The organism is Elstera cyanobacteriorum (assembly GCF_002251735.1).
Classification (GTDB): Bacteria; Pseudomonadota; Alphaproteobacteria; order Elsterales; family Elsteraceae; genus Elstera; species Elstera cyanobacteriorum.
Genome location: NZ_NOXS01000035.1, coordinates 103,077 through 115,939, shown reverse-complemented (window position 1 = coordinate 115,939; position 12,863 = coordinate 103,077). Strand labels below are relative to the sequence as shown.

Below are 12,863 nucleotides of genomic sequence, written 5' to 3'. Positions count from 1 at the left end.
GCTATTCGGGGGCGATAACGTGGAAGAAGCTGCCGGAAACCCTATTCCGGCGGCTTCCCATCGCCTGCGGCGGGCTGCCGTAAGCATCCTCCCCCGTCGCGAAGGGCGGATCGCCGCCGAGATCGCGCACGGTCGCGTAATGAAACTCGTGACCGCGCAGACGTGTTCCCGCTGCCCCCAGCGGACCATCGGCGCTTAGGGTGACCCGGCGATACCCCAAGGTCATGCGGCGGGTGGCAAAGGAACTCTGAAGCCCCAGCAGCCCGGCCATCGGGTGGGTAACCCCCGCCGCGTCGATCAAACTCTCTCCTAAGACCATATAGCCGCCGCACTCCCCGTGGACGGGCCCTCGGTCCGCAGCCCGCCGCAGCCCGGTCAGGAACGCGGCATTCTGGGCCAAGCGCCCAGCGTGGAGTTCGGGATAGCCCCCCGGCAGCCAAACGCAATCGGCATGCGCGGGGGGCGGTTCGTCGGCAAGCGGGGAGAAGGGCAAAACCTCCGCCCCCGCCGCGCGCCATTGCATCAGCAGATGTGGATAGAGAAAGCTGAAGGCGGCATCCCACGCCAGGGCGATGCGCTGGCCCGGCGGCCGTACGGCGCGGGCGGGGGCAGCCGCCGCGCGCGTTGGCGCGGCAAGCGACCTGAGGGCGGCGAGATCGATATGGGTTTCGGCTAGATCGGCCAGGGCATCGAGCTTCGCGGCTAGATCGGCGGTTTCCCCGGCTTGAACGAGGCCCAAGTGCCGTTCCGGTAACGCGATGCTGGCGGTCCGGGGCACGGCGCCGAGGATCGGCAGACCAAGGGGCGCCATCGCCGCGCGGATCAAGCGTTCGTGCCGGGGGCTGCCGAGACGGTTGAGGATCACCCCCGCCACCTGTAGGCGCGGATCGAACCGCTGAAAGCCAAGCGCGACGGCAGCGGCAGTTTGCGATTGGCCGCTGACGTCCAGCACCAGCACCACCGGCCAGCCGAGGGACGCGGCAATATCGGCGGATGATCCCATGCGCCCGATTGGGCCGGGCACGCCGTCGAAGAGGCCCATCAAAGCCTCCCCCACCGCAAGATCGGCCCCGGTCAGTGCTTGCGTGGCCAGGGCAGCGCGCTGAGTATCGTCCATCGCCCAAGAATCGAGGTTGACCCCCGCCCGTCCGCAGGCGGCGGTATGGAAGGCGGGATCGATATAGTCCGGCCCGCATTTCACCGGCGCGACGGCAACCCCCTGCCGGGTGAGCGCCCGCATAATCCCGAGGCTGATGGTGGTCTTTCCGGCGCCGGAGCGTGGGGCGGCGATCAGCAGGCCGGGCGGGATCATAGGGTGATTTGCCAGGGCGCCAGGGTGTCGCGCAGGGCGACGATGGACCCGATGGCGATCAGCGCTGGGGATTTTAGCCCGGCGGCCTTTGTCTCTGCCGCGATGCGGTTTAACGGCGCGACCAGCACCTGCTGCGTCGGTAGGGTGGCATTAGTGACAATGGCGGCAGGCGTTCCCGGGGGGCGGCCCGCCGCCAGTAGTTTTTCGGCAATCGCGGGCAGGGTCGATAACCCCATATACAGCACAATGGGCACGTCGCTCGCCCCCAGCACGCGCCAGTCCAAGCCGCCGGGGTTATCATCCGCCAGATGGCCGGTCGCCAGCACCAGCGCCGGGTTAGTGTCGCGCGTCGTCGCTGGGATGCCCGCATAGGCAAGGCCCGCGAGACCGGCGGTAACGCCAGGGATCACCCGAAAGCGCACCCCGGCGGCGGCGAGGGTGGCGGCTTCCTCTCCCCCACGCCCGAAGACGAAAGGGTCGCCGCCCTTCAGGCGCACAATGCGCTTGCCCGCGTGGGCGAGGTCGATCAACCGGGCAGAAATATCGGCCTGCTGGGGGGAAGGTTTGCCGCCGCGTTTGCCCGCATATTCGCGCGGGATGCCGGGCGGGATAAGGTCGAGAATCGCGGGAGAAACCAGCGCGTCATAGATCACAATCTCCGCCGCTTTCAGGGCGTTCAGCGCATGCAGTGTCAACAGGCCAGGGTCGCCCGGCCCGGCCCCCACCAGCCAAACGGTGCCGGGGGCGAAGTCGGGCGTTTCAATCACAGCATTTGCCTCTTTGAAGGAAGGGGGCGGCGGCGCTATGCCTGTCCGCATGGAAGATGATCTGCCCGATCCCGCGACCCTGCGCCCCGGCTGGACGACCGGCGCCTGCGCCACGGCGGCGGCGCGCGCGGCAGTAGAAGGGCTGCTGACGGGCGCGTTCCCCGATCCGGTTAGCATCACCCTGCCGGGCGGACAAACCCCCGCCTTCGCCTTGGCCTGCGCCGAGCGGACGGGGGGCGGGGCGCGCGTTGGGATTATTAAGGACGCGGGCGACGATCCCGATGTCACCCACGGCGCCTTGATCCTGGCCACCGTGACCCGGCGCCCCCTCGGAAGCGGGATCAGCTTTATCGCCGGGCCGGGGGTTGGTACGGTCACTCGCCCCGGTCTGCCGCTGCCGCCGGGCGAACCCGCCATCAACCCCGTACCGCGCAAAATGATGGTCGCCGAACTGACGGCCTTCGCCACCCGCTGCGGGGTTGCGGCTGATTTTGCCATCGAGATTGCCATTCCCGATGGGGAGAAACTGGCACAGCGCACGATGAACGGGCGCCTCGGGATCCTCGGCGGCCTGTCGATCCTGGGAACGACCGGCATCGTCGTGCCCTATTCCTGCGCCGCCTGGATCCACGCCATCCATCGCGGCGTCGATGTGGCGCGCGCTGCCGGGCTCACCCATGTGATCGGCGCGACGGGCGATACCTCCGAAAAAGCCGCGCAGGCTTTCTATGGCGTGCCGGAGATTGCTTTGATCGATATGGGCGATTTCGTCGGCGGGCTGCTGAAATATCTGCGCGGCCATCCGGTGCCCGATGTGACGATTGCGGGCGGTTTCGCCAAGATGACCAAGCTCGGGCAAGGGCTGCTCGACCTGCATTCGAAACGCGGGAGCGTCGATCTCGATTGGCTGGCCGGGTTGGTACCGGAGGCGCTGCGCCCCGGCATACGGGCGGCGAATAGCGCGCTCGATGCATTGGAACAGGCCGATGCGGCGGGCGTTGATCTGGCGGCGGCGGTAGCCGAGGCGGCGTGGCGTGCGGCGGCGCCCGTACTGACAGCGGGGCGGCTGGAGATCATGATCGTTGACCGGCAAGGCATTCTTCGCGCTGCGACCGGTTTGCGGGCGCTGCCTCATTCTGACGCCCGCTGAGGCCGAAAGCGCCGGTCGTAGTCGGCGCTATAGAGTGCGCTGGGGCGGAAATCGCGCGCACCCAAGCCGGGGCCGACGAGGATCAAGGCCGTGCGCTCCATCGGCGTTGCGGCGGCTTGGGCGTCCAGCGTTTCCAGGGTGCCGCGCAGAATGATTTCATCGGGCCAGGAGGCACGGAAGACGATGGCCGCCGGGCAGTTGGGGCCGTAATAGGGCGTTAGCTCCGCCACCACCTGCGACAACACATGGATCGACAGATGGATGGCCAGCGTCGCCCCCGTTTGGGCGAAATTGCTGAGGGTTTCGCCCGGCGGCATGGCGGAGGCGCGGCCCGAGGTACGGGTGAGCACAAGGGATTGCGCCACTTCCGGCACCGTCAACTCCCGCCCCAAAGCTGCTGCTGCGGCGGCGAAGGACGGCACCCCGGGGGTGATGCTATAGGGGATGCCGCGCGCGTCGAGTTCGCGCAATTGCTCCCCCATCGCGCTCCAGACCGACAGGTCGCCCGAATGCAGCCGGGCGACATCCTGCCCTTGGGCGGTCGCCTCGGCGCAAGCGTCGATGATCGCGGCGAGATCGAGCGGCGCGGTATTGATGACCCTTGCCCCCGGCGGGCAATAGGCCAGCAGGGCTGCCGGCACCAGCGACCCGGCATAGAGGCAAACGGGGCAGCGGGCGATCAGGTCGCGCCCGCGCAGGGTAATCAGATCCGGCGCCCCCGGCCCGGCCCCAATGAAATGAACGGTCATGGACGATCCTCCGCAACGGCGCCGGTTACGCCATCGAGACTAAAGCGCGGCAGAATGAGGGTTCCCAGTGGCCCGACCGCGGCCAGCGCCGCCGCTTCGGCGATCCCTGGCAGGCCGGTCACGGCTTCGACCCGCGCCGAAAGGGTCACCAGCCGCGCCCGCTCTGCCGCCAAAACATCGGGCGGGAACCCGTGCAGCGGCAGGCCCAAGCGGCGCGCGGCTTGCACGATCCCCGGTTCGCTGAGTTTGGCCACGCTGGTGCAAATCATCAGCGGGCCGCGCCCTGGTGATAGCCCGGCAATCGCTTGGGCAATGACTGCCAGCACCGCCTCTGCCGGGCGCCCGGCGCGGCAACCGATCCCGATCGCTCTCATGCTAAACACCAATGCAGCAGCGGGCGGGCGGGGGTGAAGCCGCGATAAGGGCCGAGCGGCGCGCTCTCCGCCAGCGCGATCTGCATCAACTGCCCGCCATGCTGACGGTGCAGATCAATCAGTGCCGCTTGGCTTTCCAGGGTGACGGCATTGGCGACCAGCCGCGCGCCGGGCAGGCGGTGGGCGAGGGCGGCGGCAATCACCTCCGGCCCGCCCCCACCGACGAAGATGGCATCGGCGGGCGGCAGGCCGATCAGGGCATCCGGCGCGCGGCCTGTAATGATCTCGATTTCCGGTGTGCCGAAGCGCGCGACATTGTCCCGAATGAAGGCCGCCCGGTCGGCGCGCGGTTCAATGGCGATCACCCGGCCCGTGGGCGCCGCCAGCAACCATTCGATCCCGATAGACCCGCTGCCCGCGCCGATATCCCACAGCACATCCCCCGGTTTCGGGGCGAGGGCGGCGAGGGTCAGCGCCCGAACCGCCCGCTTGGAGATCTGCCCATCGTGGGCGAACCAAGCGTCGGGCAGGCCGGGGCTGCGCGGCAGGATGCGGGCGTCGGGGGTTGCAGCAACGTCCAGGGCGATCAGGTTAAGGGCGGCGAAAGCGCGTTCCGGCACCGCATCGGCGCGCGCTTCGGTGATGCGCTCCTCTGGCCCGCCCAGATTTTCCAGCACCCAAAGCCGCGAGGGGCCGAAGCCGCGCGCGGTGAGCAATGCTCCCAGGTTGGCGGGGGTTGTACCGTCCCAGGACAGCACCAGCAGCCGGGCTTTCGGGGTCAGATGCGGGATGATCCGGTGCAGCGGGCGCCCGTGCAGGGAAACGGCGGTAGCCTCCTGCTGCGCCCACCCCAGGCGCGCGGCAGCCAACGCGAGGGAGGAAGGGGCGGGTAGACAGCGATATTCCCCCGGCGCCAACCGCTCGGCAATCACACTGCCGACGCCGAAATAGAAGGGATCGCCGGAGGCCAGCACGCAGACCTTCCGCCCGCGCAAGGTTGGCAGCACTGGATAAAACTCCTCGAACGGGCGGGGCCAGGGGCGTTTCTCCCCTGGCACGTCCGGCAGCATCGCCAGATGCCGGGGTCCGCCGTAAATCACCGCCGCCTCGGTCAGTAATTGGCGGGCGGCGGGCGATAATCCCGCTTCCCCGTCTGCCCCGATCCCGATAAGGGAAAGCCACGCGGCTTCAGTCATGGGAAAGGCCCTTCGCATGCGTATTCTGCTGCTGGGTGGCACGACGGAGGCGATGGCCCTGCTGGTTGCCCTCGCCTCGGTGCCGCACGTGACGCCGATCCTGTCGCTGGCCGGGCGCACCCGCGCGCCCGACCTGCCGCCGACCGCCTATCGCCTGGGCGGCTTCGGCGGGGTCGATGGCTTGCGCGCTTATCTGCGGGCCGAGGCCATCGACCGGGTGATCGACGCCACCCATCCGTTCGCCGAGCAGATGACCCGCAATGCCGTCGCGGCGTGCGAGGGCGCGGGGATACCGCTCGCCCGCTTCACCCGCCCGCCGTGGTCGGCGCAACCGGGGGATATTTGGCAGCGCGTCGCGACCATGCCGGACGCCGCCCGTGCCCTGGGGACGCCGCCCCGCCGGGTGTTTCTGACCATCGGGCGCTTGCAGGTCGCCGCCTTCGAAGCCGCCCCGCAGCACGCCTATCTGCTGCGGATCATCGATCCGCCCGACCCGCTGCCCGCCCTGCCGCATCTGCGGTTGCTGCCCGCGCGCGGCCCTTTCACCGAGGCGGCAGACCGCGACCTGATGCAGCGGGAGCGGATCGAGGTTCTGGTCAGCAAGAATAGCGGCGGGGCCGCGACTTACGGCAAAATCGCCGCCGCACGGTCCTTGGGGCTGACGGTGATCATGGTGGCGGCACCACCCGATCCATCGCTGCGGCAGTTCCACGATCTTGCGGCGGTGCTGGACTGGCTTCATCGTCCGGCCCCATAGGTGCGCGGAGTATAGAGCCAGCCGCCACCCGGCGTTGCGATCCAGCGGGTTTCGCTGGAGCCGATCAGCACCAAGGTTGCCATATCGGCGCGCGCCGCGTCGGCCTCGGCGAGGGTGGTGATGAACAGGCTTTCATCGGCGCGCCCGATGGCCCGGGCGAAGGCAACGGGCGTCTCCCGGGCTTTGAGAGTTCGCAGCCGCGCGAAAGCCTGGTGCAGCCGGTCCGGCCGGGCCTTGGAGGCGGGGTTATAGAGCGCTAGGACAAAATCCCCGGCGGCAACAGCGTCGAGCCGTTTTTCGAGGATGGTCCAGGGTTTGAGGTTGTCGGAGAGCGAGATCACGCAGAAATCATGCCCCAAGGGTGCCCCCAAGCGGGCGGCGGCGGCCTGCATGGCAGATACGCCGGGATGGACGGCGATGTCGATAGCCCGCCACGCCAGAGGCCCGGCCTCCAGCGCTTCGAAAACGGCGGCGGCCATCGCAAAAATCCCCGGATCGCCGCCCGACACCACCGCGACCCGCTGCCCGGCGGCAGCCATCGCCAACGCCAGCCGCGCCCGGTCTATCTCCACCCGATTATCGCTGCCGTGGGCGATTTGACCGAGCCTCAGGCGCAGGCGCGCAAGATAGGGGGCGTAGCCGATCACATCCGTCGCCTCGGCAAGCAAGGCTGTGGTTTCCGGCGTAATCCAGGCGGGATTGCCGGGGCCAAGGCCGAGGATGCGCAGCCAGCCGCTCATGGTCGCCGCCCGTTGCCGGGAACCAGCACTAGTGAGAAATAGGGGGCGGTATCGTCCGTCTTGGCGGTCAGCGGGCACACTTCCTGCCCCGCCATCGTCCCGCGCGCGACATAGACCGCCGCCGCCAACCGCCCGGCGTCGGCCAGTGCCGCCCGGATTTTCGGCAGGTTGCGCCCGACCTTCATGATGACCGCCGCCTCGCTGGTCTGCAATTTTGCCGTGAGATCGCTCTGTGGCTGGGTACCCGCGAGAATGGTCAGCGTATCGTCGCCCCAGGTCATCGGCAGCCCGGCGGCGGCCCAGCAGCCCGCCATGCTGGGGACGCCAGGGATGATCTGCGTCGGAAAACGATCTCTGAGGCGCACGTAGAGGTGCATGAAGGAGCCGTAGAAAAGCGGGTCGCCCTCGGACGCCAGGGCCACATCGCGCCCGGCGCTTAGATGGGCGGCCAGCCGCTCCGCAGCCTCGGCATAGAACCCGCGCAGGGCCTCGGTATAGGCATCCTCTCCGACGGGGATTTCGGTGGTGACGGGATAGTACAGCGGCTCTTCCGTCTGGACCGGCGTCAACCAACCGTCGAGGATCGCCCGTGCATTGCCGCGCCGCCCCGCCTTAGCAAAGAAGCTGACGACCGGCACCGCTTGCAGCACGCGCACGGCTTTGACGGTCAAAAGCTCGGGATCGCCGGGGCCGAGGCCGACGCCATAGAGGGTGCCGCTCATTCCGCCGTACTCGCCAAAGCATTCACGGCCGCCGCCGCCATCGCGCTGCCGCCGCGCCGCCCGCGCACCACAAGGGCGGGCAGACCGCTTGCCAGCAGCGCTTCTTTCGATTCTGCCGCGCCGATAAAGCCGACCGGCATGCCGAGGATGACGGCGGGGCGGGGCGCGCCTGCCGCAATCCGATCCAACAGATGAAACAGCGCGGTCGGCGCATTGCCGATGGCGACCACGGCCCCGTCGAGATGCGGCAGCCACAGATCGACGGCGGCGGCGCTGCGCGTCGTCCCCGCTTGCGCGGCGAGACCGGGCACCTGCGGATCGTCGAGCAAACAGAGCACCTGGTTTTGCGCCGGAAGCCGGGCGCGGGTGACGCCATAGGCGACCATCTTGGCATCGCAGAGGATCGGCTTGCCTGCCGCCAACGCCGCCCGCCCCGCCGCGACCGCACCGGTGGTGAAGGCGAGCGCCTCGGTAATCTCCACCATGCCGCAGGCGTGGATAATGCGCACGGCGACGCCTTCTTCGTCGGCAGAGAAGGCCGAGAGATCGGCTTCGCGGCGGATAGTGGCGAAGGATTGCCGGTAAATCTCGGCGCCATCGCGGATATAGGCGGTCGGGTCAGGCATGGGGGATCGAAAACCGATGGGAGAGGAAGGCGCGGAGGCGCGGTAGATCAAGGCCGGTGGCGGCGGGCGGATCGGCGGCGGTGCCGTTCAACACCACATCATAGGCGCCATCCCGGGCAACGAGTGTAACGGGGGCGCGGCGCGGATGGGCACAGCCTTTGGCGCAGCCGGAAACATGCAGCAGGGTTTCCGCAACGGGATTGGGCGGCAGTAGATCGGCGAGTGCCGTTGCGTCGGCCTGGGTCGGCGTCGTGCCGCTGGCGCAGGCCGGCGCCCCTGGGCAGGCGGCGACGGCATAAAGCGGCGCGTCGGGCGTCAGCAGAAAGCCCGCATCGGCCAGCCGGTCGGCGGCGGTAAGGGCATGGGGCAGTGCTAGGCAGCGCCAGGGGGTGAGGCGAATCTCGGGCGCAAGGTCTGCCAAGAGCCGGGCCTGCGCGCTGGACATCCGCCCGAACGGCACGCCGACGAGCAGGAAGGGTAAGGCCTGCAACGGCCAAGCGCCAAGACGTGGCAGGGACGGGCTGCCAGGTATCGCTGGGGCGATACCATCGGCGGTCACCCCCGCCGCCGCAAGCAGACCGGAGGCGCCGATCCGCGCCACCAGCGCCCGCATCCGTTTCCCCGGAGCGGCATGGCGCAGAAAGGCGGTCGTTAGGGCGGCCAGGGCGGGTAGAAAATCCCTTTGGTCGAGGGTCGTCAGCCAAACCCCGCCCGCAAAAACCGCGATGCGCGTGCCGTCGCGGTGGCGGATCGCCTGCCCGTGCAGGTCGGAGGCGTCGGGGGAAAGGCGCAGCAGCCCGCCCTCGTCTAGCCCGAAGCCGAATTTTCCGGGCAAAGCCGAGAGTTCCGCCGTTTCGGCCAGCCAGAAATCCAGCGCGGCGTGCAGGGCGCGCAGGTCCAATACGGCGGTCGGGTCGAGGCCCGCCAGTGGCGAGAGAAGGATATTGCGCCGCGCTTCCCGCGCTTCGGACGGGTCGAGCAGCCCCAGCGCGCCGAGGGCGGCTTGCAGCGGGGCGAGTGCCGTCGCCGCCACGCCGCGCAGTTGCAGATTGGCGCGACTGGTCAGATCGAGACACCCGCTGCCGTAGCGGTCGGCCAAATCGGCCAAGCAGGCCAGCAGCGCCCCCGGCAGGGCGGGGCCACGCGGGCGCAGGCGCAGAATATAGCCGTCGCCGCTTTGCATCGGGCGCAATGCGCCAGGACACCAGCCGCGCCGCATTACAGGCGGTCCCCCAGAGTGGCGTTGCGGCGCGGGTGCCAGAGGCCGAGCCGCTGGGCGCGGGCGAAGGCGCGGCGCAGGGCTTCGGCGGCGCCTGGGTTTTCGGTTTCTAAGAACCTCGCAAGCTCGGCATCCCCCAGCGTCGCGTCATAGGCGCGGTCGATCTGGTCGCTGCGCACCGCATCGGTCAGCCGGGCGAAGGCGATAAGATTGTCGATGCTTTCCGCGATTTCTGCCGCGCCGCGATGCCCGTGCCGCCGTTGCCCAGCGAGCCAACGGGGATTGGTCAGCCGCCCGCGCAGCACGCGCGCCACCTCCTCCCGCAAGGACCGGGGGACGGGCCGGTCCGGGGTAGTGGTATCGAGGTGATAGAGCACCGCCCGTCCACCGAGGGCGGCATTGGCCGCCGCAAACCCGCCCTCGTGATCGGCAAAAGCGTCCGAGTCGAGCAAATCTTGTCCCGGTAGGTCTTGGGTATGGATATAGGCATCGGCGGCGCGCACCCGGTCGGCGAAAGCCGCGCTTGGGCGCGGTGCTGTGATGCCATAGGCGTGGCTGGTTGCCGCCAGATAGGTTTCCCCCAGCGCGTCGGCTTCCGCATCTTCCGCCTGCCAGTGCCGCAACACGCCGGTGCCGTAAGCCCCAGGGGCGGCGCCGAAGATACGGTCTTGCGGTCCTTCGGCGGCGGCGAGTGGGTTGAGCGCTGGCGCTTCGTCGCGGGCAGCGATTTGCGCCACGAGATCGGCGAAGATGGCGATCTGTTGGGGAAAAACGTCGCGGAACAGGCCGGAGATGCGCAAGGTTACGTCGATGCGCGGGCGGTCCAGCACGGCAGGCGGCAGGATGGTAACGCCGATCAGGCGGCCCGACGCTTCCTCCCACTCCGGTTGGGCGCCGAGCAAGGCGATGGCTTGGGCGAAATCTTCGCCGCCCGTGCGCAGGGTGGCCGATCCCCACAGGTCGAGCAGGATACTTTTCGGCCAATCGCCATGGTCTTGCAAATAGCGGGCGATCAGCGCGTCCGCCGCCCGCTGCCCCAGGGTCCAGGCCGTGCGGGTCGGCACTTGGCGCGGGTCGAGCGCTGTTAGATTGCGCCCGGTCGGGAAGACATCCACCCGCCCGCGCGCCGGGGCGCCTGCGGGGCCGGGCGGGACGAAGCGCCCATCGAGGGCGGCGAGCAGCGCGGCTTTCTCCGCCGCGCCGGAGGCCAGCAGGGCGGGGCGGGCCGCTTCCGGCACCTCCGGCCATAGGGCGGGATCGGGGGCTGCGCCGAAGATATGCAGCCCGTCCGCGATGCGCATCTCTTTGACGTCACAGAGGAAGTTATCGAGCCGGGTTAATGCCTCTTCAGCCGATAGATCGTCCGTCACGCCGCAGTCGGCGGCAAGGCCGGTTGCGCGTGCATCGTCTAGGATCGCTTGAGCGAGCAGGCCCGCCCGCTTGGGATCAAGGCTGACGGCGGCGGCATATTCATCCATTAAGGCTTCGATGCCGCCAGGGCTTCCCGCTGCGACTAAGGGCGGGGTGAGATGACCGAGGGTGACGGCGCTGGTCCGGCGTTTTGCTTGCGCCGCCTCGCCGGGGTTATTGACGATGAAGGGGTAGATCACCGGCACGGCGCCCAGTACGGCGCGCGGCGCGCAGTCCGGCGCCAAGGCCGCCGCTTTGCCCGGTAGCCATTCCAAGGTGCCGTGGGTGCCGAGGTGAACCAGCGCGTCTACCCGTCCGCGCAGCCACAGGTAGAAGGCGATATAGGCATGGCTTGGGGGTTCCGTGCCGTCGTGATAGCACTGCTGCCGCGTTTCGGCGCGACCCCGGTCGGGTTGCAGCGCGATAGTGAGGTGCCCGGCAGTCAGGTGGCGGAAGCGGAAACCGTCTGGCGGCGGCGATCCCCAAGCAGCTTCTACCTGCGCCCGGAACCCGGCGGGCAGGGAAGCGAAGGCGGCGCGATAGGCGGCAGCGGAGAGGTTTTCGTCGGGCGCCGGGGCGGTGAGCGCGGCCATTAGCGCCCCCGGCAACGGGCCGATTGTATAGCTGCTGTCGCCCAACAAACGAACGATCTGGCGCAGGCTTTCCGGCGTATCGAGGCCGACGGCATAGGCTTCCCGCCCCAGTTTGCCGGGATAATCGGACAGGATAATACCGATCCGCCGGTCGGCGCGCGGCGCGCGGGCGAGGCGAACCCAGGCGGCGGCAAGATCGGCGATATGGGCGGTTTGCTCGGGCTCGGCGATCAAGCGCGCCGGGGCGAATTCCAGCCCCGCCACCCGTTCGGTCAGGTTTTTGAACGCGAGGGCGGTGGTGCCGATGCGCCCATCCAGTTCGGGCAGCACGATACTCATGGCAAGATCGGTCGCGCTAACGCCCTGGCCGCCCGCCGCCCAAGCGTCGCGGCTGCCGTTCGCTAGGATGACTTGCAGCACCGGCACCCCTGCCGCATCCAGCGGGCTGCCGTCCGCCCCCTGCCGGGCCGAAAAATTGGTGGCGTTGAGGATGATTGCGGGGGCGCTCTCGGTGAGGTGGTGGCGTAGGGCGGCCGCAGCCTCCGGCGCCTTCAAACTGCTGACGAAAAGGGTTTCGACGCCAAAGCCCCGGTGGGCCAGCGCTGCCGCCAAGGCCAGGATCGGCTGAGTATCGCCCGCCGTCGCGTGCGAGCGGTAGAAGACTAAGGCGGCCCGCGCCGCGCCCGGCGGGGCGGGGTGGCAGGCCGGATCGAAGCGCCCGAAATCGGGCAGGGGGGCGGGCGGTAGCAGGGGCAGGGTTTCGCCCCGGCACCCGGCGTCGATCCAGTCCAGTACCTGTTCCATGTTCACAGGCCCGCCGGTCTGGAAATAGTCCCACAGGCGCGCCGTCACTGTGGGCGGGACGGTCGAGAGCGCGGTCAAGCGCGGGTCGGCGATGGCATCGCCGGGTAGGATCGCCAGTGCAATCCCCTGCCGTCGCGCCATTTGGGCCAGTTCTTCCGCCCCATACCGCCAATAGTCGAGGCCCCCGAGCAGGCGGACGAGGATCACCTTGGCGTGGCGGGCGGTTTTTTCGAGATAGAGATCGACCGAATAGGGATGCCGAAGCTGGGCCAGCGGCGCCAGCCTGCCCGCCACCCGCGCCGGACCGTCCGCATAGGCGGCGGCGAGGGCCGTTAGGTCGCTGTCGGAGAAGGACAGAAACAGCCAATCCGCCGGGGTCTGGTCAAGGTCCACCGCCGCCGATAGATCGTCGAGGCTGCGGGAGACAGTGGCGAGCAGGTGCAT

At 69.0% G+C, this 12,863-nt stretch carries 12 protein-coding genes; 2 read left to right on the top strand and 10 right to left on the bottom strand.

The genetic code is table 11. The features are described 5' to 3' along the window. Nucleotide 1 precedes the first annotated feature (1 nt). On the bottom strand, nucleotides 2-1,312 hold the full coding sequence (locus CHR90_RS17005; RefSeq protein ID WP_094410324.1) for a cobyrinic acid a,c-diamide synthase CobB: 1,311 nt from the start codon (nucleotides 1,310-1,312) through the stop codon (nucleotides 2-4). Then, nucleotides 1,309-2,079, bottom strand: coding sequence for a uroporphyrinogen-III C-methyltransferase (cobA, locus tag CHR90_RS17000; protein WP_229671515.1), 771 nt, complete (start codon nucleotides 2,077-2,079; stop codon nucleotides 1,309-1,311). Before cobA ends, CHR90_RS17005 begins: the two co-directional genes overlap by 4 nt. Nucleotides 2,080-2,116: 37 nt before the next feature. On the opposite strand from cobA, the gene CHR90_RS16995 reads away from it, so the two are divergent. Next, nucleotides 2,117-3,229, top strand: a complete 1,113-nt coding sequence (locus CHR90_RS16995) for a cobalt-precorrin-5B (C(1))-methyltransferase (RefSeq protein ID WP_229671514.1) — start codon at nucleotides 2,117-2,119, stop codon at nucleotides 3,227-3,229. Here CHR90_RS16995 and cobM read toward each other — a convergent pair. The 3 genes from cobM to cbiE are packed head-to-tail and all read right to left on the bottom strand — an operon-like array spanning nucleotide 3,211 to nucleotide 5,548. Next, entirely contained in the window at nucleotides 3,211-3,978 is a 768-nt protein-coding gene (gene cobM / locus CHR90_RS16990) for a precorrin-4 C(11)-methyltransferase (protein WP_094410321.1), read from the bottom strand. The two genes, CHR90_RS16995 and cobM, sit on opposite strands and share 19 nt — an antisense overlap. Next, nucleotides 3,975-4,352 (bottom strand): cobalamin biosynthesis protein, encoded by a 378-nt coding sequence (locus tag CHR90_RS16985; RefSeq protein ID WP_094410320.1) that lies wholly within the window; start codon nucleotides 4,350-4,352, stop codon nucleotides 3,975-3,977. Before CHR90_RS16985 ends, cobM begins: the two co-directional genes overlap by 4 nt. Next, entirely contained in the window at nucleotides 4,349-5,548 is a 1,200-nt protein-coding gene (gene cbiE / locus CHR90_RS16980; RefSeq protein ID WP_094410319.1) for a precorrin-6y C5,15-methyltransferase (decarboxylating) subunit CbiE, read from the bottom strand. Before cbiE ends, CHR90_RS16985 begins: the two co-directional genes overlap by 4 nt. Nucleotides 5,549-5,564: 16 nt before the next feature. Between cbiE and CHR90_RS16975 the strand changes: the two genes are divergently transcribed. Next, complete coding sequence (locus CHR90_RS16975; protein WP_094410690.1) at nucleotides 5,565-6,305, top strand: cobalt-precorrin-6A reductase; 741 nt, start codon at nucleotides 5,565-5,567, stop codon at nucleotides 6,303-6,305. On the opposite strand, the gene cobJ is transcribed toward CHR90_RS16975, so the two are convergent. The 5 genes from cobJ to cobN are packed head-to-tail and all read right to left on the bottom strand — an operon-like array spanning nucleotide 6,287 to nucleotide 12,863. Beyond that, nucleotides 6,287-7,045, bottom strand: a complete 759-nt coding sequence (gene cobJ, locus CHR90_RS16970) for a precorrin-3B C(17)-methyltransferase (RefSeq protein ID WP_094410318.1) — start codon at nucleotides 7,043-7,045, stop codon at nucleotides 6,287-6,289. The genes CHR90_RS16975 and cobJ overlap by 19 nt on opposite strands. Then, nucleotides 7,042-7,767 carry a precorrin-2 C(20)-methyltransferase gene (locus tag CHR90_RS16965; RefSeq protein ID WP_094410317.1) on the bottom strand — a complete coding sequence of 242 codons (726 nt, stop codon included), beginning with the start codon at nucleotides 7,765-7,767 and terminating at the stop codon, nucleotides 7,042-7,044. The genes cobJ and CHR90_RS16965 overlap by 4 nt, the downstream gene beginning before the upstream one ends. Then, nucleotides 7,764-8,393 (bottom strand): precorrin-8X methylmutase, encoded by a 630-nt coding sequence (locus tag CHR90_RS16960; protein ID WP_094410316.1) that lies wholly within the window; start codon nucleotides 8,391-8,393, stop codon nucleotides 7,764-7,766. The genes CHR90_RS16965 and CHR90_RS16960 overlap by 4 nt, the downstream gene beginning before the upstream one ends. Then, the gene (gene cobG / locus CHR90_RS16955) at nucleotides 8,386-9,612 is read right to left on the bottom strand and encodes a precorrin-3B synthase (RefSeq protein WP_094410315.1); all 1,227 of its coding nucleotides are present in this window, start codon (nucleotides 9,610-9,612) and stop codon (nucleotides 8,386-8,388) included. The genes CHR90_RS16960 and cobG overlap by 8 nt, the downstream gene beginning before the upstream one ends. Further along, nucleotides 9,612-12,863, bottom strand: coding sequence for a cobaltochelatase subunit CobN (gene cobN, locus CHR90_RS16950; protein ID WP_094410314.1), 3,252 nt, complete (start codon nucleotides 12,861-12,863; stop codon nucleotides 9,612-9,614). The genes cobG and cobN overlap by 1 nt, the downstream gene beginning before the upstream one ends.

Coding starts and splice junctions, on each gene's coding strand:
- CHR90_RS17005 (WP_094410324.1), bottom strand. CDS start 1,312: ATGATCCCGCCCGGCCTGCTGATCGCCGCCCCACGCTCCGGCGCCGGA.
- CHR90_RS16995 (WP_229671514.1), top strand. CDS start 2,117: ATGCCTGTCCGCATGGAAGATGATCTGCCCGATCCCGCGACCCTGCGC.
- cobM (WP_094410321.1), bottom strand. CDS start 3,978: ATGACCGTTCATTTCATTGGGGCCGGGCCGGGGGCGCCGGATCTGATT.
- CHR90_RS16985 (WP_094410320.1), bottom strand. CDS start 4,352: ATGAGAGCGATCGGGATCGGTTGCCGCGCCGGGCGCCCGGCAGAGGCG.
- cbiE (WP_094410319.1), bottom strand. CDS start 5,548: ATGACTGAAGCCGCGTGGCTTTCCCTTATCGGGATCGGGGCAGACGGG.
- CHR90_RS16975 (WP_094410690.1), top strand. CDS start 5,565: ATGCGTATTCTGCTGCTGGGTGGCACGACGGAGGCGATGGCCCTGCTG.
- cobJ (WP_094410318.1), bottom strand. CDS start 7,045: ATGAGCGGCTGGCTGCGCATCCTCGGCCTTGGCCCCGGCAATCCCGCC.
- CHR90_RS16965 (WP_094410317.1), bottom strand. CDS start 7,767: ATGAGCGGCACCCTCTATGGCGTCGGCCTCGGCCCCGGCGATCCCGAG.
- CHR90_RS16960 (WP_094410316.1), bottom strand. CDS start 8,393: ATGCCTGACCCGACCGCCTATATCCGCGATGGCGCCGAGATTTACCGG.
- cobG (WP_094410315.1), bottom strand. CDS start 9,612: ATGCGGCGCGGCTGGTGTCCTGGCGCATTGCGCCCGATGCAAAGCGGC.
- cobN (WP_094410314.1), bottom strand. CDS start 12,863: ATGCACCTGCTCGCCACTGTCTCCCGCAGCCTCGACGATCTATCGGCG.